Source organism: Nitrospirillum guanabarense, assembly GCF_034653355.1.
Taxonomy (GTDB): Bacteria; Pseudomonadota; Alphaproteobacteria; order Azospirillales; family Azospirillaceae; genus Nitrospirillum.
Genome location: NZ_JAYEER010000004.1, coordinates 1,247,709 through 1,270,943, shown reverse-complemented (window position 1 = coordinate 1,270,943; position 23,235 = coordinate 1,247,709). Strand labels below are relative to the sequence as shown.

19 protein-coding genes are annotated in these 23,235 nt (G+C 67.7%); 9 read left to right on the top strand and 10 right to left on the bottom strand.

The features are described 5' to 3' along the window. Positions 1-76: 76 nt before the first annotated feature. Positions 77-1,429: a pectate lyase family protein gene (locus UAA55_RS23875; RefSeq protein WP_322955905.1), complete on the bottom strand. Its 1,353-nt coding sequence runs from the start codon at positions 1,427-1,429 to the stop codon at positions 77-79. 276 nt (positions 1,430-1,705) lie between these two features. Between UAA55_RS23875 and UAA55_RS23870 the strand changes: the two genes are divergently transcribed. The 4 genes from UAA55_RS23870 (at position 1,706) to kduD (ending at position 6,183) form a co-directional block, all read left to right on the top strand. Further along, positions 1,706-2,821 (top strand): LacI family DNA-binding transcriptional regulator, encoded by a 1,116-nt coding sequence (locus UAA55_RS23870; RefSeq protein WP_322955903.1) that lies wholly within the window; start codon positions 1,706-1,708, stop codon positions 2,819-2,821. A gap of 226 nt (positions 2,822-3,047) precedes the next feature. After that, a complete protein-coding gene (uxaC, locus tag UAA55_RS23865; protein WP_322955902.1) occupies positions 3,048-4,466 on the top strand; it encodes a glucuronate isomerase in 1,419 nt (472 codons plus the stop codon). 83 nt (positions 4,467-4,549) lie between these two features. Further along, positions 4,550-5,395, top strand: a complete 846-nt coding sequence (gene kduI, locus UAA55_RS23860) for a 5-dehydro-4-deoxy-D-glucuronate isomerase (protein WP_322955901.1) — start codon at positions 4,550-4,552, stop codon at positions 5,393-5,395. A 14-nt stretch (positions 5,396-5,409) separates the two neighbouring features. Further along, on the top strand, positions 5,410-6,183 hold the full coding sequence (gene kduD / locus UAA55_RS23855) for a 2-dehydro-3-deoxy-D-gluconate 5-dehydrogenase KduD (protein ID WP_322955900.1): 774 nt from the start codon (positions 5,410-5,412) through the stop codon (positions 6,181-6,183). A gap of 54 nt (positions 6,184-6,237) precedes the next feature. Here kduD and UAA55_RS23850 read toward each other — a convergent pair whose 3' ends face one another. Beyond that, positions 6,238-7,167 (bottom strand): AraC family transcriptional regulator, encoded by a 930-nt coding sequence (locus UAA55_RS23850; RefSeq protein WP_322955899.1) that lies wholly within the window; start codon positions 7,165-7,167, stop codon positions 6,238-6,240. Positions 7,168-7,267: 100 nt separating this feature from the next. Here UAA55_RS23850 and UAA55_RS23845 point away from each other — a divergent pair, with 100 nt between their 5' ends. Beyond that, entirely contained in the window at positions 7,268-8,287 is a 1,020-nt protein-coding gene (locus tag UAA55_RS23845) for an oxidoreductase (RefSeq protein WP_322955898.1), read from the top strand. Between the two features lie 9 nt (positions 8,288-8,296). Here UAA55_RS23845 and UAA55_RS23840 read toward each other — a convergent pair whose 3' ends face one another. The 8 genes from UAA55_RS23840 to UAA55_RS23805 form a co-directional block, all read right to left on the bottom strand. Then, complete coding sequence (locus UAA55_RS23840) at positions 8,297-9,613, bottom strand: carbohydrate porin (protein WP_322955897.1); 1,317 nt, start codon at positions 9,611-9,613, stop codon at positions 8,297-8,299. A 196-nt stretch (positions 9,614-9,809) separates the two neighbouring features. Next, complete coding sequence (locus tag UAA55_RS23835) at positions 9,810-11,090, bottom strand: TRAP transporter large permease (protein WP_322955896.1); 1,281 nt, start codon at positions 11,088-11,090, stop codon at positions 9,810-9,812. A gap of 4 nt (positions 11,091-11,094) precedes the next feature. Continuing rightward, the gene (locus UAA55_RS23830) at positions 11,095-11,559 is read right to left on the bottom strand and encodes a TRAP transporter small permease (RefSeq protein WP_322955895.1); all 465 of its coding nucleotides are present in this window, start codon (positions 11,557-11,559) and stop codon (positions 11,095-11,097) included. Between the two features lie 64 nt (positions 11,560-11,623). Then, entirely contained in the window at positions 11,624-12,619 is a 996-nt protein-coding gene (locus tag UAA55_RS23825) for a TRAP transporter substrate-binding protein (protein ID WP_322955893.1), read from the bottom strand. Between the two features lie 52 nt (positions 12,620-12,671). Further along, positions 12,672-13,490 (bottom strand): 2-keto-4-pentenoate hydratase, encoded by an 819-nt coding sequence (locus tag UAA55_RS23820; protein WP_322955891.1) that lies wholly within the window; start codon positions 13,488-13,490, stop codon positions 12,672-12,674. A 196-nt stretch (positions 13,491-13,686) separates the two neighbouring features. Beyond that, the gene (locus UAA55_RS23815; RefSeq protein ID WP_322955889.1) at positions 13,687-15,168 is read right to left on the bottom strand and encodes a mannitol dehydrogenase family protein; all 1,482 of its coding nucleotides are present in this window, start codon (positions 15,166-15,168) and stop codon (positions 13,687-13,689) included. Positions 15,169-15,194: 26 nt separating this feature from the next. Further along, on the bottom strand, positions 15,195-16,211 hold the full coding sequence (locus UAA55_RS23810; RefSeq protein ID WP_322955887.1) for a sugar kinase: 1,017 nt from the start codon (positions 16,209-16,211) through the stop codon (positions 15,195-15,197). A 203-nt stretch (positions 16,212-16,414) separates the two neighbouring features. After that, positions 16,415-17,335 (bottom strand): alpha/beta hydrolase, encoded by a 921-nt coding sequence (locus tag UAA55_RS23805; protein WP_322955885.1) that lies wholly within the window; start codon positions 17,333-17,335, stop codon positions 16,415-16,417. A gap of 195 nt (positions 17,336-17,530) precedes the next feature. Between UAA55_RS23805 and UAA55_RS23800 the strand changes: the two genes are divergently transcribed. From UAA55_RS23800 to UAA55_RS23785, 4 genes are all read left to right on the top strand, one after another. Further along, positions 17,531-18,835, top strand: coding sequence for a carboxylesterase/lipase family protein (locus UAA55_RS23800; RefSeq protein ID WP_322955883.1), 1,305 nt, complete (start codon positions 17,531-17,533; stop codon positions 18,833-18,835). Then, the gene (locus UAA55_RS23795; protein WP_322957749.1) at positions 18,730-19,161 is read left to right on the top strand and encodes a carboxylesterase family protein; all 432 of its coding nucleotides are present in this window, start codon (positions 18,730-18,732) and stop codon (positions 19,159-19,161) included. Before UAA55_RS23800 ends, UAA55_RS23795 begins: the two co-directional genes overlap by 106 nt. 541 nt (positions 19,162-19,702) lie before the next feature. Continuing rightward, the gene (locus tag UAA55_RS23790) at positions 19,703-22,612 is read left to right on the top strand and encodes a TonB-dependent receptor (protein WP_322955882.1); all 2,910 of its coding nucleotides are present in this window, start codon (positions 19,703-19,705) and stop codon (positions 22,610-22,612) included. A gap of 209 nt (positions 22,613-22,821) precedes the next feature. After that, the gene (locus tag UAA55_RS23785) at positions 22,822-23,235 is read left to right on the top strand and encodes a hypothetical protein (protein WP_322955881.1); all 414 of its coding nucleotides are present in this window, start codon (positions 22,822-22,824) and stop codon (positions 23,233-23,235) included.

Here is a 23,235-nt window from a genome sequence, read left to right as displayed (position 1 = left end):
GCCGGGTGCGGATCAAAGAAAAAGGGCGGCGTCCTCCAGGGGGCGCCGCCCTTTGTCGTTTGGGGGCGCCCCCGTGTCAGGTGCCCCGGGCCTTGGACTTGGCGTCCAGCGCCGTGGCGGTGCGCGGGGTCATGTCGTCCAGGTTCCAGTCGGCCGGGTTGAAGGGCCGGGTGCTGGGCTTCCCATTGGGATAGCCGTGGATGTCGTCCTGGCTGTTGATGATCTCGCCCCGGCCCTCGGCCACGTCGGCCAGCAGGCGCACGTCATCGTAGTCGCGGTCCCAGGGGCGGGCGCCGGCGTTGTGCAGCACGGATTTCTGGACCTCGGTCGCCGGCAGGGGCGTCAGGCCTTCCGGCCACAGCGGCGGCTTGTCCATCTCGATCACCTTGGCGGGCGAGGTGGTGTAGCGGCCCATCAAGGGCAGCGGCTCGCCCGCCCGGTCCACGGCGATGTTGTCCTTGCCGTAGTACTCCAGGTCGCCATAGCCGCCGATTTCCAGGAACGCCAGCGGCGTGGGGGTGGAGGGGCCGGCCCGCAGCACGTTGCCCACGGCCACCATCTGGCCGACCTGGTAGGGATGGTCGCCCCACTCCTCGGCCTGCAGGTTGTAGTGCACCGCCCGCTGGCCGGGATCGTAGATCAGGTTGTTGACGATGGCGCCGTGGACGCCGCCCTTGAACAGGGGGCTGCGCTCCACATTGTGGGCGTACAGGTTGCCGACGATCAGGATGTCGGTGATGTTGTCGTGGATGAGCGAGCCCTTGGAGTGCTCGATCTTCAGGTGGGTGGCGCGGGCCAGGCCCTCGGCGATGATGTTGTTGGAATAGGTGATGCGGTGCGAGGTGTGCTGGCGCCATTCGTCCGGGGTGTCGCCGACGAAGCGGGGGCCGGAGGCGGACAGGTTCTCGTCCGTGGCCCAGGTCAGGCTGCAATGGTCGACGATGACGTTGTAGGCGGCCTTCACCGTGCTGAAGGCATCCTCCTCCCAGCCGCTTTTCTTGGGCGCGCCGGCGTCGCCCACGCGGATGCGGATGTGCTGCATCACCACGTCGTGGGCGCTGACATCCATGCCGCCACGGATCAGGGTGATGCCGGGGGAGGGGGCGGTCTGCCCGGCGATGGTGACGAAGGACTCGTCCAGCTTGAGGGTCTTCTGGTTCAGGTCGATGACGCCGCCGACCTCGAACACGATGATGCGCGGGCCCTTGCTCTCAATGGCCTCGCGGAAGGAGCCGGGCCCCTCATTGTTCAGGTTGGTCACCTTGATGATCTTGCCGCCGCGCCCGCCGGGCGTGTGCGCCGCCCAGCCCACAGCGCCGGGGAAGGCCAGCTGGTCCGCCTTCTCGGCGGCGCCGGCGCCGCTGACAGCCACGCCACCGGTGGCCAGCAGCGTGGCCATGGCGGTGGTGGCCAGAATACGTCTGATCAACGGTCTATCCTCCCAGATGTTTGTTATGGCGATGGCGGGCCGCGGCGCGTCAAGCATGCTGGACCCCGCTCTCGGCATCAATAAATGACACCGGTTTCCTAATGGGGCAAGAGTTCAGTTCCGGGGGTGCGGCGGAATGACGCCTGTCCTGGAGCGGGACTGGCCCCGCGACAATAAAACCCTTTTGCGGCGGCGCGCGGGACGCGGCATGTTAGAAACTTGAAGCGGGAGTTCAAAAAGAAGTCCTGAAAAAGAAAAACGAGAAGAAGACGAGCTATGACCCAGGATGCCGCGCCGCGTAAGGGGCGCCCCCGGCGGGGACGTGCCGCCGCCATCCAGACCGTGGCCGTGGAGGCCGTGACCTGGACCCTGGACCGGCCGCCCACCATCAATGACGTGGCCCGCCTGGCGCACGTCTCCAAGAAGACGGTGTCGCGCGTCATCAACCAGTCGCCCTTCGTGAATGAAGAGACGCGCACCATCATCAACGCCATCATCGAGCAGATCGGCTACATGCCCAGCCCCCAGGCGCGCGGGCTGGCCTTTCAACGGTCCTTCCTGCTGGGCCTGGTCTATGACAACCCCAACGCCCAGTTCATCGTGAACATCCAGGAAGGCGTCCTGGCCGCCTGCCGTTTGGCGGGGTTCGAGCTGGTGGTGCATCCCTGCGACCAGAAAAGCCCGCATTTCCTGAACGACGCCAAGCAGTTCGTGCAGCGCCAGAACCTGGATGGCGTCATCGTCGTGCCACCGGCGTCGGAGAACCCGCAACTGGTCGAGGTGCTGCGCGACCTGGGCTGCCGCTACGTCCGCCTGTCGGCCGTGTCGCTGGACGAGGCCGCCAACATGGTGGTTTACAACGACCGCCAGGGCGCGGCGGAGGTGGCGGAGCATCTGGCCGGCCTGGGCCATCGCGACATCGGCTTCATCGCCGGCCCATCGCGCCACCGCTCCGCCCACGAGCGCCGCGAAAGCTTCGTCGGCGCGCTGAGGAACCACGGCATCACCCTGCGCCCCGAGATGGTGGAGGAGGGGGCCTACACCTTCGAATCCGGCGAGGTCTGCGCCACCCGCCTGTTGACGCGCGAGCCGCGCCCCACCGCCATCTTCGCCAGCAACGACGAGATGGCGGCCGGTGTCTACAAGACGGCGCAGCGCCTGGGCATCAGCATCCCCCGGGATTTGACCATCGTGGGCTTCGACGACAGCCCCATCGCCACCCGGCTGTGGCCGTCGCTGACCACCGTGCGCCTGCCGGCCAAGGATCTGGGGCGGCTGGCGGCGGAAAAGCTGATCATCCGCATTTCCAGCGATGAGGAGGAAGGGCACACCGCCACCGGCGTTGTCAGCCGCATGGTGGTACGCGAGTCCTCCGTTCCGCCCCGGGGCTGATCCTGACCTTTTGCGTGTTTCGGCGCCTAAATGCGCGATGCGAAATTGACACCGGTTACCAACCTCGGTAGGACAGGGGTGGGAGGATGAGGGTCCGGCGTGCCGGAAACCGTCCCATAAACGAGGGGCTGCCGCATTTCCTTTGTCCGCGCCACGACGGACGGGGGGCGGGCCCGGTGGACACTGCCCGGTGGATATTGCCAGTGGATATTGAAGGAAGGCCCGCATGGCCCAGCACCTGACCCTGCATGAAGATCGCCTGTTCCCCGCCGACCCCGCGGTGCGCGCCATCGCCCGGCGCCTGTACGCGGCGGTGAAGGGCCTGCCCATCATCAGCCCGCATGGCCATACCGATCCGTCGTGGTTCGCCGGCAACGAGGCGTTTCCCAACGCCACCGCCCTGCTGCTGCAGCCCGACCACTATCTTTACCGCATGCTCTACAGCCAGGGCGTGACCTTGGAACAGCTGGGCATTCCGGCCGCCGGCCAGCCGGCCCCCGATGTGGACCCGCGCGAGGCCTGGCGGCTGCTGGCCAGGAATTTTCACCTGTTCCGCGGCACGCCATCCTCTACCTGGCTGAACCATGTCTTCACCCAGGTCTTCGGCTTGGATGTGAAGCTCAGCGCCGAAACCTCCGACCTCTATTTCGACACCATCACCGCCAAACTGGCGACGGAGGAATTCCGACCGCGCGCCCTGTTCGAGCGCTTCAATATCGAGGTCATCGCCACCACGGAAAGCCCGGTGGACACGCTGGCCCATCATGAGGCCATCCGCGACAGCGGCTGGAAGGGCAAGGTCATCACCGCCTATCGCCCGGACGCGGTCATCGATCCGGAGCATGAGAACTTCCGCCCGGCCATGGAACAATTCGCCGCCATCACGGGCGAGGACGTGTACAGCTGGCGGGGTTATCTGAACGCTCACGCCAAGCGCCGCATCGACTTCAAGGCCGTGGGCGCCACCAGCAGCGACCATGGCCATGTCACCGCCGCCACCGCCGACCTGTCAGCGGCCGAGGCCGAGGCCCTGTTCGCCCGCGTGGTCAAGGGCACCTTCACGGCGGCGGATGCCGAGCTGTTCCGCGCCCAGATGCTGACCGAGATGGCGGGCATGAGCCTGGAGGACGGGCTGGTCATGCAGATCCACCCCGGCTCCTTCCGCAACCACAACCACCAGATCTTCCAGCGCTATGGCCGCGACAAGGGCGCCGACATCCCGCTGCGCACCGAATACGTCCACGCGCTGAAGCCACTGCTGGACCGCTACGGCAACGATCCGCGCCTGTCCGTCATCCTGTTCACACTGGATGAGACGGTCTATTCGCGTGAGCTGGCGCCGCTAGCCGGCCATTACCCGGTGCTGAAGCTGGGCCCCGCCTGGTGGTTCCATGACAGCCCGGAAGGCATGATGCGCTTCCGCGAGCAGACCACGGAAACGGCGGGCTTCTACAACACCGTGGGCTTCAACGACGACACCCGCGCCTTCCTATCCATTCCCGCCCGCCACGACGTGGCCCGCCGGGTGGACTGCGCCTTCCTGGCCCGCCTGGTGGCGGAGCACCGCATCGATGAGGACGACGCGGCGGAGGTGGCCGTCGACCTGGCCTACCGCCTGCCCAAGCGTGCCTACAAGCTGGACTGATGAGAGGCGCGCCGTGGGCGGTGACGTCCGCGCCGCGCTTCTTCCCCCAGATGGGGAAACCACAACAAACGGGGAGAAGGGCCATGTTCAAGAAGGTGTACCAGGCGACCCATCCCGACATGATGGATGGCGCCCGTAACCAGCAGCTGCGCGACCGCTACCTGATCACCGACCTGTTCGTGGCCGGTGAGGTCAGCCTGAATTACTCCCATAACGAGCGCTTCGTCATTGGCGGTGCCGCCCCGGTGGACGCCTCCGTCAGCCTGCCCCCGCAGACGGAGCCGGCCTCGGCCGCCGGCAAGCCCTTCCTGGAGCGGCGGGAACTGGGCATCGTCAATGTTGGCGGCCCCGGCACGGTGACGGTGGACGGCACCGCCTATGATCTGGCGTCGCGCGACGGCCTGTATGTGCCCATGGGGACGGAGACGGTGGTGTTCGCCTCATCCGACGCCGCCCATCCGGCCAAGTTCTACCTGGCCAGCACGCCGGCCCACGCCCGCTTCAAGACGGTGAAGATCTCCATCGACCAGGCCGTGCCGCTGGAGCGGGGCGCGCTGGAGACCAGCAACGAGCGCACCATCTACCAGTACATCGTGCCCCAGACTTGCCAGTCGGCGCAGCTGCTGCTGGGCCTGACCATGCTGAAGCCGGGCAGCGTGTGGAACACCATGCCGCCACACCTGCACGACCGCCGGTCCGAGGTCTATTTCTATTTCGATATCAAGGACGACCAGCGCGTCTTTCATTTCATGGGTGAGCCGGAACTGGCCCGCCACATCGTGGTCGCCAACGAGGAGGCCGTGGTGTCGCCGCCCTGGTCCATCCACATGGGCTCCGGCACCGCCAACTATTCCTTCATCTGGGCCATGGGCGGGGAGAACCTCGACTACACCGACATGAAGGTCCTGGACATCTGCCAGCTGCGCTGAGGGAGGGCGATCCCATGGCTTACAACCCGTTCGACCTGACCGGCCGCGTCGCCCTGGTCACCGGCGCCAACACCGGCCTGGGGCAGGGCCTGGCCGTGGCCCTGGCCCGGGCGGGTGCCGACATCGTGGCCGCCGGCCGCAGCACGCCCACGGAGACCGAGGCGGCGGTCAAGGAGGCGGGCGCCCGCTTCCGCTTCGTCCATGCCGATCTGGACGGCGTGGGGGTGGTGCAGGGGGTGGTGGACCAAGCCGTCGCCGCCTTGGGCCACATCGACATCCTGATCAACAACGCCGGCACGATCCGCCGAGCCGACGCCCTGGAATTCTCCGAGGACGATTGGGACCTGGTGATGAATGTGAACCTGAAGACGCCCTTCTTCCTGGCCCAGGCCGTGGCGCGCCGCATGGTGGCGCGGGGCGGTGGGGGCCATGGGGGCGGCAAGATCATCAACATCGCCTCGATGCTGTCCTTCCAGGGCGGCATCCGCGTGGCGTCCTACACCGCCAGCAAGAGCGGCATCGCGGGGTTGACCAAGCTGCTGGCTAACGAGTGGGCGGCCAAGGGCATCAACGTCAACGCCATCGCCCCCGGTTACTTCGCCACCAACAACACGGAAGCGCTGCGCAACGACGAGACGCGCAACCGCGACATCCTGGCCCGCATCCCCGCCGGCCGCTGGGGGCGTCCGGAGGACCTGGGCGGGGCGGCGGTGTTCCTGGCCTCATCGGCCGCCGACTACGTGCACGGCACCGTGCTGGCCGTGGATGGGGGTTGGCTGGGGCGATGAGGAACTGGGAAACCTGACACCGCATGCGGTGTCCATGAAAATGGCCAATATGGCCTACAAGCCCGTAGCGCTGCGATAGCGTCGCGGACCCATGCCGGTCACCCGCTTGAAGGCGTTGCTGAAGGCGCTTTCGGAGGCGTAGCCCAGGCGGTGGGCCAATTCGGACACGGGCGCGCCCTGTTCCTTCAAGGCCCGCTCCGCCAGCCGCATGCGCCAGGCCGTCAGGTAGGCCAGGGGCGGTATGCCGGCCACCGCCTTGAAATGCGTGGCGAAGGTGGTGCGCGACATGGCGGCGGCCTTGGCCAGTTCGCCCAGCTGCCAGGCACGCCCGGGGTCGCCGTGCATCAGCCGCAGGGCCGGTGCCAGGCGGGCGTCGGTGGCGGCGCGCAGCCAGCCGGCGGGCAGGGGCCCGCCCGCCGCCAGATGGGCGCGCAGGATGCGGATGAACAGCAGGTGGGCCAGCTGCGCTGCGGCGATGCCGGCGCCCGGCAGGTCGGCGGCATGCTCCCGCACCAACTGGTCCAGCAACCAGTGCAGGCCATCGGCCTCCGGCGCCGTATGACGCACCAGGATCACCGGCGGCAGGATGTCGGTCAGCAGCCAGCCGCAGGCCGGGTCCAGCACCACATGGGCGCCCAGCAGGAAGAAATCGTCACCATCGCCTATCTGCCGGATGCCGCAGCCGGTGTTGGCTCCGAAGACGGCCCTGGCCTCCACGGGAGCCATCGCCAGATCGCTGCCCAGCCGGAAAGGCCGTTGCGCCGGCAGGAGGAACACGTCGCCCGCCTCCAGCCGGTGCGGCGTCGGCTCCCCCTCGATATCCAGCCAGCCGCCACCCCGCAGGATGGCGAAGAACTTGATCTTGCCCGGCGGCGGAAAGCGGATGCACCAGGCGCCGCCGGCGGTGAAGCCGCCCGACACCACCGTCCGGGCGTCGGCGAATTTCAGCAGGTCGGAGAAGGGGTCGAGGGGCGCCTGGCTCATTCCCGGATTTTCACGCAAGTAATGCGAACGGACAAGCATTCATCGTTCGGGTCTAGACACCTATCTTTGGGATCCCTCAGTTTCTTTAAAGGTATTCGTCATGCCTGTCCGCCAGGAACCCCTTCCTTCCGGCTTCGGCGCCGCCTCCACCGCCCTCGAGGTCATCCAGGGCATCGACCTGGGTGGGAAGGTCGCCATCGTCACCGGCGGCTATGCCGGCATCGGGCTGGAGACCGTGCGGGCGCTGCGCTCCGCCGGCGCCACCGTCATCGTCCCCGCCCGCGATCTGCCCAAGGCCCGAGCGGCACTGGCCGGACTTGAGGGCGTGGAGATCGGGGTGCTGGACCTGCTGGACCCCGCCTCCATCGACGCCTTCGCCGCCGGCTTCCTGGCCGGCGGCCGGCCGCTGCATCTGCTGATCAACAACGCCGGCATCATGGCCTGCCCGCTGACCCGCGACGCGCGTGGGTTCGAGGCGCAGTTCGCCACCAACCACCTGGGGCATTTCCAGCTGACGGCGCGGCTATGGCCGGCGCTGCGGGCGGTAGGTGGCGCCCGCGTCGTCTCGCTCTCCTCGCTGGGCCACCGCTTTTCCCCGGTCATGGCCGACGACCCCAATTTCGAGCGGCGGGAGTATGACCGCTGGTCGGCCTATGGCCAGTCCAAGACGGCCAACATCCTGTTCGCCCTGGGGCTGGAGGCGCGCGCCGCCGCCCACGGCGTCCACGCCTTTTCCGTCCATCCCGGCAGCATCGTGGATACGGATCTGCAGCGCCACCTGACCCGGGACGAGCTGAAGGCCTTCGGCGTGCTGGATGCGGAGGGCAAGGCCATCCACGACCCGGCGCGCAACCTCAAGACCACGGCGCAAGGGGCGGCCACCACCGTCTGGTGCGCCACCAGCCCGCAGCTGGAGGGCCACGGCGGCGCCTATTGCGAGAACTGCGACATTGCCCAGCTGCTGCAGCCAGGGGAGGAGGCCGCCCTGGGCACCCCCACCACCCGCCGCCCCGGCGCCGTCATGGCCGGGGTGCTGCCCTACGCCGTCGACCCGGTAGCGGCCGACCAGCTGTGGGACCTCAGCGAGCGCCTGCTGGGGATCACCTTCCGGCCCGCGTAACCCTCGAACTCAAATCTCCGCATGGAACCGGAGGCCCAGCACGTTCGCCGGGCCCCGGTCGCGGTTGTAGGCGGGATTGGCGATGAACTGGTAGTCCAGGGTCAGGTTCAGGCCGGTCCACAAGGCTGCGCTGTAGTATGCCTCCATGATGCGCTCGCTGCTGTAGCTGAGGCGGCCGTCGCCCACCAGGATGCCCAAGCCGCCGGCCGCCAGATAGTCGCGGGCGTCGGCGTTCAGCATGTTCACCACGCCGGCCAAGCCAGCGGTGTCCTTGTCCCGGCCCCAGGAGGCGCCGGTGAGGGAGGCGCCCACGGACAGCGACTTGTTCACGTCGGTGAACTCATAGGCCTCCTTGCTGCCGTCATTGGCGCTGGCGCGCAGGAACAGGCCCCAGTCGTCGCCCATTTGCTGTTCCGCATTCAGGGCGAAACCGGCGCGGGTGGCGTAGCGGCGGACGTCACCCGTGTCGGGCACCCCGCCGGTCAGCGCGACCTGGCGCACGGCGTCGGCATAGCTGCCCATGTTGGCGTGGTTCTGGAAGACCAGCAGCTTCACCTTGCCGTCGCGACCCATCAGCTGGTGCCGCTCCTCCGCCTCCACCACCAGCTCATACTGGCCGAAGCCGCGCACCAGGGCCTTGTCATTGGGCTTGCGCGACAGGTCGAACAGGCCGGCGCGCAGGGTCCACCAACTCTGCGTCCACTCCACCGCGGCACCATAGCTGTAGCCCCAGGCGTCGGCGGCATAGTCGAAGGCGCCGCTGTCCACCACGGTCCAGTTCAAGAAGTCCTTACGCGGGTCGTGGGCATAGGTGTTGGCGTCGAAGATATCGGTGACGGAAAATTTGCCGGCGGTGATGACGATGTTGTCGGCCGTGCGGCTGCCGCCCAACTGGTTGGCGGCGGCCTCCAGCGGCTGCGTCTCTCCACCCAGATTGAAGGTCTGGCGGAAGAAGGCACGGTCCAGGCGGATGTAGGGCTCGCTCTCGCCCACCTTGTAGGCCTCGGCGCTGGGGAAGCCCGCCACGCCCAGCGTGTTGCTGAGGCCGAAGCCCTGGTCGATTTCCGGGTTGGCGTAGAACTCCATGCCCGGCCACAGGCGCACGCCGGCATAGAGCGTGGCGTCCGTCGTCTCGTTGCCGCGCGCGCCCGGATCCAGGCTGTTGGCACCCCGGTAGGGGGAGCTGAAGCTGGGGTGGTACTGCTCCACCAAAGTGAACTGGCCGTGCAGGCTCCAGCTTTCCGCTTCCGATATGTCCGCCTCCGCGGCCAGTGCCGCGCCACAGGTCAAGGCAAGGATAGGCGTGATGGTGAGAAGCATTTTCATTTAAATAACTCGCCCGCCGGAGCATGAATTCAACAACCGCGTTCCTTTGGCAAAGTTCCGTTACGGATTTGCGATGGGAAGCGCGGTTGTTATACCGTTTCGGCGGGCGGTATGCGCCCATACGAAGGTTTGGGCAAGTCGGGCGTTTTGTCGCAGCGTTCCTCGATTGTTCTGTTATTTCATAACGTTAGTGACGTTATTTCATAGCATTGGGCAGCCAAAGCGACAGGAACGGTATGTAGGAGACGAGCATCAGCACCACGCCCGCCGCCAAGTAAAACGGCCAGATGGAACGCATGAGCTGGCCCACCGGCACCTTGCCGATGGCGCTGCCCACGAACAGGACGGAGCCGATGGGCGGGGTGATCAGGCCGATGCCGCCGTTCAGCATCATGATGACGCCGAACTGCACCGGGTCGATGCCGAAGGCCTTGGCCACCGGCAGGAAGATGGGGGTGCAGATGATGATCTTGGGGCCCATGTCCATGAAGGTGCTGAGCGCCAGCAGGATCACGTTCATGATCAGCAGCACCATCACCTTGGTGCCGGCCATGGCCTTCAGTGCCTCCACCGCCGCCGCCGGCACCTGCAGGTAGGACATCAGCCAGCCGAAGGCGCTGGCCGCCCCGATCATGAACAGGATGATGCCGGTGGTGTGGGCCGAGCCGGCGCAGCACTCCTTGAAGTCGGCCCAGCCCAGGCGGCGGTAGACCGCGACCGTGATGATGACGGCGTAGACCACGGCGATGGCGGCACTCTCCACCGCCGTGAAGATGCCGGCGCGCACGCCGCCGAACACCAGCACCACCAGTAGCAGGCCGGGGCTGGCGGAGATCAGGCGCCGCACCACCGCCGCCATGCCGGGAAAGGGCTCGACCGCATACCCGCGCTTGGCCGCGATGAGATAGGCCGTGACCATCAGGGCGATCGCCATCACCACGGCGGGCAGGATGCCGGCGGCGAACAGGTCGGCGATGGAGATGCCGCCGCCGCCCGCCGCGGAATAGAGGATCATGTTGTGCGAGGGCGGCACCATCAGCGCCACCAGGGCGGAGGTGATGGTGACGTTGACGGCGTAGTCGCGGTCGAAGCCGCGCGCCACCATCTGCGGGATCATGGTGCCGCCGATGGCCGAGGCGTCGGCGATGGCGGAGCCTGAGACGCCGCCGAAGAAGGCGGAGGCCAGCACGTTCACCTGGCCCAATCCCCCGCGCAGGTGCCCCACCAGGGCGGCGGCCAGGCCGATCAGGCGTTCGGAGATGCCGCCGCGCATCATCAGCTCACCCGCGAAGATGAACAGCGGGATGGCGATCATGGCGGTGGAACTGATGCCCGAGGTCATCTGCTGCACCAGCACCATGGGCGGTAGGCCCAGGGTGGCGATGGCGGCGACGGAGGCGGCGGCGAGCGAGAAGCCCACGGGCACGCCCAGCAGCAGGAGGATGGCGAAGGCGCCGAAGAGGACGGCGATATCCATGGGCTCAATCCTCCACAACCATGTGATCGGGGGTGGGCAGCGGCACCACCAGCCGTTCCACCGCGAACAGGGCGATCAGCACCCCGCCCAGCGACAGGGGCAGGTAGTTCAGCCCCTCCGGCAGTTCCGTGCCGGGCATGGCGATGGGCCAGTTGTCGGCCATCAGGTCCCAACCCCAGATGGCCAAGGCGGCGCCAATGGCCAGCACCACCAGGCGGGCGAAGGCGTTGAGCGCCGCCTGTACCCGGGGCGGGGCCACTTGGGCCAGGGCGATGAAGCGGAAGTGCATTTCCCGCCGCACGGCCACGGCGGCCCCCATCAGCGCGGTGGTTGTCATGAACAGCAGGGTCAGGGGTTCGGTCCAGCCGGGGCTGTCGTTCAGGACATAGCGGGCGAAGACCTGCCAGCCCTCGGCCAGGCTCATTCCCACCATGCCGATGGCCGCCAGCACGGTGGCGGCATGGGACAAGCCGGTGAGAAGGGTGCCGGCGAGGCCCGTGGGGGCAGGTACGGCTTGAGTTCGCGTGCATGGGTCAGGCCTCCTGGCGGATGCGGCGATAGAACCGGTTGCGGTCGGGGTCGGCCAGGTAGGTCTTGAGCACCGGTTCCGTGGCGCGACGGAAAGCATCCTTGTCCACTTCCGTCACCTGCACGCCATTGGCGACGCAGTGGGCCCTGGCGGCGGCCTCGTCCCGGTCCCACAGCTCCCGCATCACGGGGACGGAGCGGGCGGCCAGATCCAGCACCAGCTCACGGTCGGCCGGGGTCAGGGCGCGCAGGCTGCGTTCGGAGATGAACAGCAGTTCCGGCGACATGGAATGGTGCGTTTCCGCCCAGTAATGGGCCACCTCGAACTGGCGGGTGGAATCCAGGCTGGGCCAGTTGTTTTCGGCCCCGTCGATCAGGTGGGTCTGCAGGGCGGTGAACACCTCACCGAAGGACAGTGGCGTCGGGTTGGCGCCCATGGCCTGCGCCATGGACATGAAGATGTCCGAGAGCGGGACGCGGATCTTCATGCCATGCAGGTCGCCCGGCTCATGCACTGGTCGGCGGCCGTTGTAGATGCACCGTGTGCCGCTGTCATAGAAGCAGGCGGCCACCAGGCCGCGCTGGCTCAGGGCCGCCAGCAAATCCTTGCCCACCGTGCCGTCCAGCGCCCGGCGCATGTGCCCCACATCGTCGAACACGTAGGGCAGCGTCAGCACGCCGGAGACGGGGAAGATGTTGGTCAGCGCCGCGAAGTTCACGCGGGTGAAGTCCAGCGCGCCGTAGCGGGTCAGGTCTATGGTGTCGTTCTCCCGCCCGATCTGGCCGGAGTGGTAGACGCGCATGGACAGGCGCCCACCCGTCTCCTTGGCCAGTTGCTCCCCGATCCACTGGATGGCCTGGACGGTGGGATAGTCCTTCACGTGCACGTCGGACGCGGTGAAGGTGCCGGGCGGCGGGGCGCCGGCCCGGGCCTTGCCGCCGGCGAGCGCGACGGCAGCACCGGCGGCCATGCCCTCCAGCAGTTGTCGGCGCTTGATCAATCCATCCTCCCGTTCGCTTATTTCTTGTAACCTTGGCGGTGTCGTTGCGCCGTCAGGGGGGGCCATCAAGGGGCGTCGCCGGTATTGCTCGGCAGTGCAGGACACCATCGGGGCCGAAGTCCACCTTGGCCGTTTGACCGGCCATGATATCGTGGATGCCGGTGGTCGCGCCGGTGGACACCAGGTCGCCGCTTTTCAGCGGGCGCCCGCGCGCCGCCAGATGGCTGGCGAGGAAGCGCAAGGCCGACAAGGGCCCGCCGGGGATGGACGGCGCGCCACCCACGCCCACGCGGGCGCCGTCGATGACCGTCTCGCAGCGCATGCTGTCCCAGCCGCGCGCGCGCCACCCGGTGATTTCCGGCCCCAGAATCAGGCCGGCATTGTTGCCGAAGTCCGACACCACCACGGGCGGCCCCAGGTCGTTGATGGTGGCAAGCGGGCTGCCCGCCGGCTCAATGCCAATGTGCAAGGCTGCCACCAGATCCGCCACCTCATCCTCCGTCCATACCGTCTTCCCGGCGGGCGCGTCGGCGCCCAGGCGGAAAACGTATTCGGCCTCCACGGCAGCGAAGCCGCCAACGAAGGTGGGAAAGGGCGTCACGACGCCGCTCTCGGCCAGCCAGACGTTGCGGGCGAAGATGGGGCCGGCCAGGCGGGGTTCGCCCAGAGTCTCTTCCCAGTCGGGGGGGATGCGGCCGATCTTCCAACCGGCGATGCGGTCAGGCCACAGGCCGATGGCCACTTCCTGCGCGGCATAGCCCTGGGCCAGGTCTATGGGCGTGGGGCCCGGATAATCTGGCAGGAAACGGGCCGCCCACCGGGCCGCGACGAAGGCGGTGGCGGCATCGGTGGGCGAATAGGGGGCAGTCATGACCGCACCCCGCGCATACAGTTCTTACCTTGGACGATGGCTGCCGCAGCGGCAGGCACGGCATGCCGGGCCATGGTCGACCCTCCCTGGGATCCCGTCATTTCTTGTCCATCGTGTCTAAAGGAAACCGGTGTCATTTACAAGCCAACTCTGAGGCCGGGGAGCTTCCACCCGACCTCAAGTTGTCATTGCAGGCCTAAAGCGCCGCGACGGCGGCGAGCACCGCGTCGCGCCCGCCATCGCCCAGGCGGGCATAGGCGTCGATCAGCGCGGCGCGGAAACGGGTGTCGGTGGCCAGCGCCGGCGCGAACACCACCTCCAGCGCCAGGAAGCGATCCACATCGGCGGCGGTGCCATTGCAGCCGCCGCCGATGTCCAGCAGGGTGGGGGCCAGCGGGTCGATCAGGCCGGCGCCCTCGGTCGCGCGGCGGCGGACGAAGTGCATCCAGCCGGCGACCACCAGGGCGGGGCGGGATATCGACAGGCCCTGGGCCAGCCGTTCCTCGATCACGCCGAACAGGCGGTAGGGCAGCTTCTGCGACCCGTCCCAGGCGATCTGGGCCAGCAGGTGGCGGATGGCGGGGTTGCGGAAGCGCTCCAGAATTTGCCCGGCGTACACGGTCAGGTCGTAACCAGCCGGCGGCGTCACCGTGGGCAGCACATCCCGCAGCATCAGCCGCTCCAGGAAGCCCGCCAGTTCCGGCGTGGTCATGGCGTCGGCCACGGTTTCCACGCCCGCCAGGCCGCCGAGGTAGGCCAGGGCCGAGTGCGGGCCGTTCAGCAGGCGCAGCTTGGCCCGGCCGAAGGCACCGACGTCGGTGGTCAGGATCACGCCCGCCTTGTCCCAGGCGGGGCGGCCATTGCAGAAGCGGTCCTCGATCACCCATTGGGTGAAGGCCTCGCGCTGGATGGGCCAGGCGTCGGCCACGCCGGTCACATCCAGCACCCGCTGGCGCAGGGCGTCGTCGGTGGCCGGGGTGATGCTGTCCACCATGGTGCTGGGGAAGGCGACATACTCCCGCACCCAGGCGCCCAGGTCGGCGTCCAGGGCGGCGGCGTATTGCGCCGTGGCACGGCCCAGGCGGCGCCCGTTGTCCGTCATGTTGTCGCAGCTGATGACGGTGTAGGGCGGCAGGCCGATGGCGCGGCGGCGGCGCAGGCCGGCGACGACATAGCCGATGACGCTGACCGGCGTTTCCGGGTGGGCCAAGTCATGGACGATGTCGGGGTGCGTGGTATCCAGCTCCCCCGCCGCCGTCAGGCAGTAGCCCTTCTCCGTCACGGTGATGGTGACGATGCGGGTGGCAGGGGCCGCCAGGCGGTTCAGAACCTGGTCCTGCGCCTCCGGCGCGCACAGCACTTCGCGGATCGATCCGATGACCCGGTGGCCGATGGTGCGATCCAGGGTCACCAACGTGTACAGGCCGTCCTGCGGCACCAGCGCGTCGCGCACGCCCGGGCTTTTCAGCGACACCGCGCTGATGGTCCAGTCGCGATTTTCCGGATCATTGGCCGCCAACGCCAGCGCATCATCCGTGTAGACGGCCTGATGGGCGCGGTGAAAGGCGCCCGGGCCGAAATGGACGATGCCAATGCCGCACACCGCCCGGTCATAGCCGGGCCGGGCCACGGCTTCAGGCAGGGTGGATACAGTGGCATTGGATAGGGACGCGGTCATCAGGCTCAGGCTCCGGAAGGCGGGTGTCAGCGGCGGACGTCCAACCCACCGGCGTCCTGGGCCGCCAGGATGTCGGCCTCGGGCAGGGGCAGGGCGTCGCCGGGAATGGAATGTTTCAGCGCGGCGGCGGCCACGGCGAAGGATAGCGCCTGGTCGGGCTCCCACCCCCGGATCAGGCCATGCAGCAGGCCCGCGGCATAGGCGTCGCCGCTGCCGATGCGATCGACGATGCCGGCCAGCGCGTGGGTGCGGCTCTGGTGCAGGCTGTGCCGGGTGGCGAGTTTGCCGTAGAAGTCCTGCTGGTCGACGCCATGGTGGCTGCGCACCGTGGTGGCGATGGTCTGCAGGCGGGGGCAGGCGTCGAACAGGGCCTGGGCCGCGGCGGGGAAGCGCGCCGCCGCCTCCAGCTTGTCCACATCCAGGTCCAGCAGCAGGGCGGCGTCGCGCTCATTGGCGAACAGCAGGTCGCACTGCTCGATGAAGCCGCGCAGGATGGCCGGGGCGTTGCCGCCGCGCGCCGTCCACAGCTTCTGCCGGTAGTTGCAGTCGAAGGAGATCTTCAGGCCCAGGGCATGGGCCGCCTGCAAGGCGGCGCGGGCCGCCGTCTCGGCCTGCGGGCTGACGGCGGGGGTGATGCCGCAAATGTGCAGCCAGTCGGCCCCGGCCAGCAGCGCCTGCCAGTCATAGGCGGCCGGGTCCGTCTCAGCGAAGGCGGAACGGGCGCGGTCATAGATGACGTCGGACGGGCGGGTCACGGCGCCAGCGGACAGGAAGTACAGGCCCATGCGGCCGTCGGCGTAACGGATACCGTCCGTGCCGACGCCATGGCGGCGCAGCTCACCGGCGCAGGCGCGGCCGATGGCGTTGTCGGGCAGGGTGCTGACGGCGCGCACGGTATGGCCCAGGTGGGCCAAGCCGACACCGACATTGGCCTCCGCCCCGCCGAACAGGGCCGTCAGGCTGGGACTTTGCAGCAGCAGCTCATGACCGGGGGCGGCCAGGCGCAGGAGCAGTTCCCCGAACACCACGACATGACCGCGCATCACAGGCCCACCCATTCCGTTCATTGCTCTTGGTCATCCATCCTGGTCGCTGCCGCGGGGCAACCGATGCCAACCCACGCGTTCTCCCGGGCCCGTCTGTGCCGCGGGCTTGCCCGACGCACTGTGCCAGCGGGACCGAACCGGATCAATGACCAATTGACACCGGTGACATTAAAGGCGGCCTTTCCCGCATGGAACGGCCATCACGGCATCATCCCTAGGCCACGCACCCAGGCGATGTAAAGGTCCGGCCACGCCGCAGCCGGCAAGCCCATGGCGCCCCGGATACCGAAACCATGGCCGCCCTTTTGGAAAATGTGCAGTTCGGCCGGGACCTTGGCGGAATGTAGGGCGGCATAGAAGCGCAGGCTGTTCTCCACCGGCACGGCCGGGTCGTCGTCGGCATGCAACAGGAAGGTGGGCGGGGTCTGCGCCGTCACCGCCAGGTCCGTGGAGTAGGCCGCGTCCTGCGCCGGAGTGGGATTGTCGCCCAGCAGCTGGGCGCGCGATCCCTGGTGGGCGATGGCCGGATCCATGCTGACCACGGGGTACACCAGGGCCAGGAAGTCGGGCCGGGCGCTCAGCCGGTCGGCCGCGTCCTGTGGTGTATAGACCGGGGCATCATAGCGTGTGCCCAGGCTGCCCGCGACGTGGCCGCCGGCCGACAGGCCCATGGCGCCCACCTTGTGCGGGTCCACACCCCATTCGGCGGCGCGGGCGCGGATTAGGCGCATGGCGCGCTGCGCGTCCTGCAGGGGCACGTCGGCGGCATGGACGTGGCCGTCGCCCGGCAGGCGATACGTCAGGACGAAGACGGTGACCCCGGCGGCGCTCAGCCGCCGGCCGATCTCATCGCCCTCCTTGTCCACCACCACCCGGAGGTAGCCGCCGCCCGGCATGACCAGCAGGGCGGTGCCGTTGGGGTGGGCCGGGCGGTACAGCGACAGGTGCGGCCGGGCGATGCCCACGGTGTAGCGGTCGTGCCGCGCGGCGGGATCGGCGCTACGCTCCACCACCGTCTCCTGCACCGTCACCCCTTCCGATCCCGGGCCCACGCCGCCAGGCCAGATAGGGAAGGGGGTGGGCAGATCATCGGCCACGGCGACACCCGGAAGCACGGTCACCAGGACGGCCCAAACGACGCCGGCCGCAAAAGCCCTCTTCACAAACACATGGAAACCGGTGTCATATATCGGCCCGAGATTGGGACGGGTGCGATCCATGGGGTCCTCTCTGCTCTTAATCTTCGGCCATAAAAGGAAGTGGGAGGAAGCATGGATCCGGGTCAACCGTTCCGCCAAGCGGAAAGTCGCGTCTCCTTGTCATCGTTCGATCGCCGCGAGGCCTTGGGATTGGGCATGGCCGCCGCCGCAGCACTGACCCTGCCGGGGCGGGCCTGGGCCGCTTCCGATCCGGTGGTGACCACCGTCCACGGCCGGGTGCGCGGCACGCGTGAGGACGGCGTCCAGGTGTTCAAGGGCATCCGCTACGGCGCCGACACCGGCCCCCGTCGTTTCCAGGCGCCGCAGCCGCCGGCCCCCTGGCGTGAGGTCAAGGACGCCCTGGCCTATGGCGCCGCGTGTCCCCAGACCCGGTTCGATGAACCGCAGTCCGAGGACTGCCTGTTCCTGAACGTCTGGACGCCGGAGGCCAAGGCCGGCGGCAACCGGCCGGTCATGGTCTATATCCACGGTGGCGCCTATTCCCACGGCTCCGGCAGCGACGCGCTGTATGACGGCACGCGCCTGGCTCACCGGGGCGACGTGGTGGTGGTGACCTTGAATCACCGCCTGAACGCTTTCGGCCATTTGTATCTGGGCCGCCTGGCCGGGCCGGCCTACGCCCAGTCCGGCAACGCCGGCATCCTGGATCTGGTGCTGGCCCTGCACTGGGTGCGCGACAGCATCGCCGCGTTCGGCGGCGATCCCGGCCGCGTCATGCTGTTCGGCCAGTCCGGCGGCGGGGCCAAGATCGCCACCCTGATGGGCACGCCGGTGGCCCAGGGCCTGTTCCACCGCGCCGCCACCATGAGCGGCCAGCAGATCACCGCTTCCGGCCCGTTGAACGCCACCGCCCGCGCCCGGACCTATCTGGAGGCGCTGGGCCTGACGCCGGAACGGGCGGGGGAGGCGGCCACCCTGCCGGTGGAAAGGCTGCTGTCCGCCCTGAACGCCGCCGACCCCATCCATGGCGTGGCGGGACAGGGCATGGGCGGCCTGTACTGGGGCCCCGTTCTGGACGACCAGGTGCTGGCCCGCCATCCCTTCTATCCGGACGCCCCCGCCCAGTCGGCCGGCATCCCCATGATCATCGGCAACACGCATGATGAGACGCGCTTGCTAATCGGCGGCGGCGACCCGGCGACCTTCAACCTGACCTGGGATCAGGTACCATTCCTGCTGGCCAAGCACATGCGGGTGGACATCAACCCCGACCTGGTGGTGGCGGAATACCGCGAAATGTACCCGGATTACGGCCCCAGCGACGTCTTCTTCTCGGCCACCACGGCTGGCCGGTCCTGGCGCGCGGCGGTGATGGAGGCGGAGGCGCGGGCGGCCCAGGCACAGGCGTTAGGCCAAGGGGCGGGGGAAAAGGGGCGGCGGCCACCTACGCCTACCAGCTGAACTGGGGCTCGCCCAAGGATGGCGGTAAGTGGCGGGCGCCGCACACGCTGGACATCCCCCTGGTGTTCGACAACACCGGCGTGCCCGACGCGCTGTCGACCGACAGCCCCGAGGCCCGGCGGATGGCGGAGCGGATGAGCAACGCCTTCATCGCCTTCGCCCACACGGGTGATCCCAACGTCACCGGCGCCGCGCGTTGGACGCCTTATACTCTGGCGGGGCGCGAGACCATGGTGTTCGACCTGGACTCGCGGCTGGAGCAGGACCCGCGTGGCGCCGAACGGCGCCTTTTCGCTCGGGTGCCCTTCACCCAGCAGGGCACCTGAACGCCCGGCGAAACGTCGCGTTTTCCAGCATTTCCGCCAGGAATGGCTGTTCAAGGACAAGAGACGCCCCGAACAACTCTTGGTGCTTGCATCGGTCGGTAACCGGTGTCATTTTAGGAGCAACGGCAATGGCCAGATAGGCCCCAAAGACGCCGACATAATGGGAGGGTGCGGGATGCCATCACGCAGAGGCATGGGCTGGGGCGCCGCAGGCGGCTACCACGCCCGATCGAGTTTTCTCAAGGCACGGCCCATATACCGGAGAACCGCGCGGCTGCGGACGTGGCGCTGACACGGCCTGACGTCGTGCGTCGGCGGCCAGCCCTTGGCCTGTCCCCTCACAGGCAAATCACGGCGCATTAAAATTGACACCGGTCCCAATAATAGACCGGACGGACGGGGAGTCGGTGGGTGGCATGACCAGGCGACAACGTCTGGTTTTTCTGGGAACACTCCGGTCCGGGAACAACCGGCCGGTGCTTCCCCGGGCACACGGGGCCGGCAAAGCAAAACAACAAGGTTGAACGGAGGATTACGTCAAATGCTCGAGAGCATGAGCCGGGCGCGGCGCCAAACACTGTCCACCTGCGTGTCCCGAGCGGCGTTGCTGCTGGCTTTGGCAGCGGGGGGAAGTGGCGCCGCTTATGCCGCCGACCAGGTGGTGGAACAACCGGCGGCACCGGTGGCGGACCAGGCCGCGCCCCAGGCGGGCGCGCCGGTCGATCAAGCGGCGCCGCAGGCCAGCGCCACGACCGCTCCGGGCGGGGGCGACGCGCTGGAGGAAATCATCGTCTCCGGTTTCCGCCGCAGCTTGAACGTGGCCCTGCAGGCCAAGCGTGAAAGCTCCGGCGTGGTCGACAGCATCGTGGCGGAAGACATCGCCAAGTTCCCCGACAAGAACCTGGCTGAATCCCTGCAGCGCATCCCCGGCATCGCCATCACCCGCGACGCGGGCGAGGGGCGGCAGATTTCCGTGCGCGGCCTGGGCCCGGCCTTCACCCGCGTGCGCATCAACGGCATGGACGCCATCGCCACCACCGGCAGCTCCGACGCCCAGGGCGGCAACAACCGCTCCCGCGCCTTCGACTTCAACGTCTTCGGTTCCGACCTGTTCAGCAACCTGACCGTCCACAAGACGCAGTCGGCGGACCAGGAGGAGGGCTCACTGGGCGCCGGCGTCGATCTGTCCACGCCCCACCCGCTGGACTTTGGCGGCTTCAAGCTGGCCATCAACGGCAAGGCCACCTACAACGATCAGAACAAGAGCAAGGAACCCAACGGCGCCGTGCTGGTCAGCGACACCTTCGCCGACGGCAAGCTGGGCTTCCTGGTGGGCCTGTCCTATTCCAGGCGCGACACGCAGCAGCTCAGCTCCGAGACCACGCGCTGGGCGTCCAACGCCTCCAACGCCTCGGGCAGCTATAACGGCGGTGTCACGGCGCCGTCCTCGCTGTCCGCCGTTAACGGTCCCAACGTCTTCATGCCGCGCATCCCGCGCTACAGCGTCTATGACTACAACCAGAGCCGCGCCGGGCTTGTGACGTCGCTGCAGTGGAAGCCGGACGAGGATACCGAGATCAGCCTGGACGGCGTGTTCTCCGACCTGTGGGGCACGCGCTCGGAAAACGACCTGGAGGCCATCAGCTTCAGCCAGGCGCGCACCACGGTGGGCAGCATCGTCACCGGCAAGCCGGTCATGCAGATCGCCTCCGGCACCCTGGACGCCAACGGCAACCTGATCGCGGGCACCTTCAACAATGTCGGCATCCGGTCGGAGGCGCGCTACGACGTGCTCAGCACCCAGTTCGGCCAGGAAACGCTGAACATCAAGCACAGCTTCTCCCCCAGCTTCCGCATGAACGCGCTGGGCGGCTACTCCGTCTCCGCCTTCAACAACCCGGTGCAGACGACCATCACCCTGGATCGTACGGGCAGCAACGGCTATTCCTACGACTACCGCGCCAACAGCCGCCTGCCGGTCCTGTCCTACGGCTTCGACGTCACCGACCCGGCGAACTGGAAGCTGGTGAACGGCCTATCCAACATCCGCCTGCGACCCAACGGCACGCAGAACACCTACGGCAACGGCGACCTGGATTTCGAGTACGACATCAGCAACGAACTGTCGATCAAGGCCGGTTTCCAGTTCAAGGACTTCACTTTCTCCACCTACAACAAGACCCGCGCGTCGGAAATCGCCGTTCCCAACCTGCCGGCCGGCGTGAGCCTGGCCAGCCTGACCAAGATCGGCGGCGGCGTGGGCGGCTTCGCTCCGGCGGGTACGCCCACCAACTGGCTGGTAGCCGACATCGACGCCTTCGCCAACGCGCTGAACATCTACAGCAAGACCGGCACCTTCTCCGTCAGCCAGACGGGCACCGGCTCGCTGGGCAGCAATTACGCGGTGGAGGAAAAGGACTATGGCGGCTACGCCCAGGCCAACTTCAAGACCGACCGCCTGGGCCTGCCCATCCGCGGCGACATCGGCGTGCGCTTTGTCACCACCGACCAGAACTCGTCCGGCTATCAGGCGGTGGGCAGCACGCCCACCTGGGTGACCGTGGGCACCGACTATCACGATGTGTTGCCGTCGATGAACCTGGTGGGCGACGTCACGGACGACTTCCTGGTGCGCCTGGGCCTGGCCAAGGTGATGGTGCGCAACGACCTCAGCGGCCTGAACCCCGGCGGCAGCGTCAACGTGGCCGGCACCAACCGCACGGTGACCTCGGGCAACCCCTATCTGAAGCCCATCCGCGCCAACACCGCCGACGTGTCCTTCGAATACTACTACCAGCCGGGCGCCCTGATTTCGCTGGGCCTGTTCTACAAGGACATCAACAGTTACGTGCAGACCTTGAGTGAAAACAAGGTCTACAACAGCTCGGGATTGCCGCTCAGCCTGCTGAACGGCACCGGCCTGACCGGCAGCGAGGTGTTCACCTTCAGCACGCCCGTGAACACCAAGGGCGGCGACCTGAAGGGCCTGGAGGTGAACTTCCAGCAGCCGTTCAGTTTCCTGCCGGACTTCTGGAGCAATTTCGGCATCCTGCTGAACTACACATACGTGCAAAGCCGCATCAATTACCTGCTGGCGGCGACCTCGACCACCACCACCCTGGCCGATCTGGTAGGCCTGTCGAAGAACGCCTACAACGGCACGCTCTATTACGACGACAAGGTGTTCAGCGCCCGCATCTCCGCCGCCTACCGCAGCGGCTACCTGACCCAGGTGCCGGGCCGCAATGGCAACGACGTGGAAGGCACCAACTCCACCATGAACGTGGACTTCGCGTCCTCCTACGCGGTGAACGAGCGCCTGACCTTCATGTTCAACGCCATCAACCTGACGAACGAGTGCAACGACCAATACGTCGGCTCGGTCAACCGGCTGAACTACTACAACTGCACCGGCCGCATCTATGAGGCCGGCTTCTCCTTCAAATACTGAGCGTTCTTGAAAAAGCCGGGGCGCGGGGGAGGCGACGCCCCGGTTCTCTCCCGTAGCCTCATGAGACCTTCATTTGCGCTCCACCTCCCTGACGCGCGCCGGCACCCGTTCGGCGCGCGTTTTCTTTGCGGTTCAAGCGTCGCCGGTTGTGCGGCCGTGGCCGGCATGGTTCACTGGCTGTCAAGGATGGGCGGCGGATGGAGCGGGGCATGTGGCGTGCGCGGTGGTGGACTCCCGTGGGGGCCTTCCTGCTGTCGGTAGCGGGCCCGGCCCTGGCGCAACCCCAGCCGGTGGCGCCCCAGCCGCAAATCACCCTGACGCCCGTGGTGCCCAAGGCCGGTTCGACGCCCCCAGAAAGGCCGCCCGACCCGTCCACGCCTGAATACATCATCCAGGCGCCGCATTTCGTCCTGCCTGATCCCTTGGAACAGGAGCAGTTCCTGCGGGAGGAGGCGGAGGCTTGGCGTTTCAATCACATGGAAACGTATCTGGGCGCGGATAAGGAGGACAAATACCTGCGCCTGCCGGAGATGAACACCGGCACGACGCTGGATCAGCGCTACCTGGGCAGCCTGCTCCACCCCTGCAAGATCAACCAGGACCACGTCCTGACGTGCCGCTGA

What these genes read in the sequence shown, in the direction of transcription:
- UAA55_RS23870 (WP_322955903.1), top strand. Translation starts at nt 1,706, where the DNA reads ATGACCCAGGATGCCGCGCCGCGTAAGGGGCGCCCCCGGCGGGGACGT.
- uxaC (WP_322955902.1), top strand. Translation starts at nt 3,048, where the DNA reads ATGGCCCAGCACCTGACCCTGCATGAAGATCGCCTGTTCCCCGCCGAC.
- kduI (WP_322955901.1), top strand. Translation starts at nt 4,550, where the DNA reads ATGTTCAAGAAGGTGTACCAGGCGACCCATCCCGACATGATGGATGGC.
- kduD (WP_322955900.1), top strand. Translation starts at nt 5,410, where the DNA reads ATGGCTTACAACCCGTTCGACCTGACCGGCCGCGTCGCCCTGGTCACC.
- UAA55_RS23850 (WP_322955899.1), bottom strand. Translation starts at nt 7,167, where the DNA reads ATGAGCCAGGCGCCCCTCGACCCCTTCTCCGACCTGCTGAAATTCGCC.
- UAA55_RS23845 (WP_322955898.1), top strand. Translation starts at nt 7,268, where the DNA reads ATGCCTGTCCGCCAGGAACCCCTTCCTTCCGGCTTCGGCGCCGCCTCC.
- UAA55_RS23840 (WP_322955897.1), bottom strand. Translation starts at nt 9,613, where the DNA reads ATGAAAATGCTTCTCACCATCACGCCTATCCTTGCCTTGACCTGTGGC.
- UAA55_RS23835 (WP_322955896.1), bottom strand. Translation starts at nt 11,090, where the DNA reads ATGGATATCGCCGTCCTCTTCGGCGCCTTCGCCATCCTCCTGCTGCTG.
- UAA55_RS23820 (WP_322955891.1), bottom strand. Translation starts at nt 13,490, where the DNA reads ATGACTGCCCCCTATTCGCCCACCGATGCCGCCACCGCCTTCGTCGCG.
- UAA55_RS23815 (WP_322955889.1), bottom strand. Translation starts at nt 15,168, where the DNA reads ATGACCGCGTCCCTATCCAATGCCACTGTATCCACCCTGCCTGAAGCC.
- UAA55_RS23810 (WP_322955887.1), bottom strand. Translation starts at nt 16,211, where the DNA reads ATGCGCGGTCATGTCGTGGTGTTCGGGGAACTGCTCCTGCGCCTGGCC.
- UAA55_RS23790 (WP_322955882.1), top strand. Translation starts at nt 19,703, where the DNA reads ATGCTCGAGAGCATGAGCCGGGCGCGGCGCCAAACACTGTCCACCTGC.
- UAA55_RS23785 (WP_322955881.1), top strand. Translation starts at nt 22,822, where the DNA reads ATGTGGCGTGCGCGGTGGTGGACTCCCGTGGGGGCCTTCCTGCTGTCG.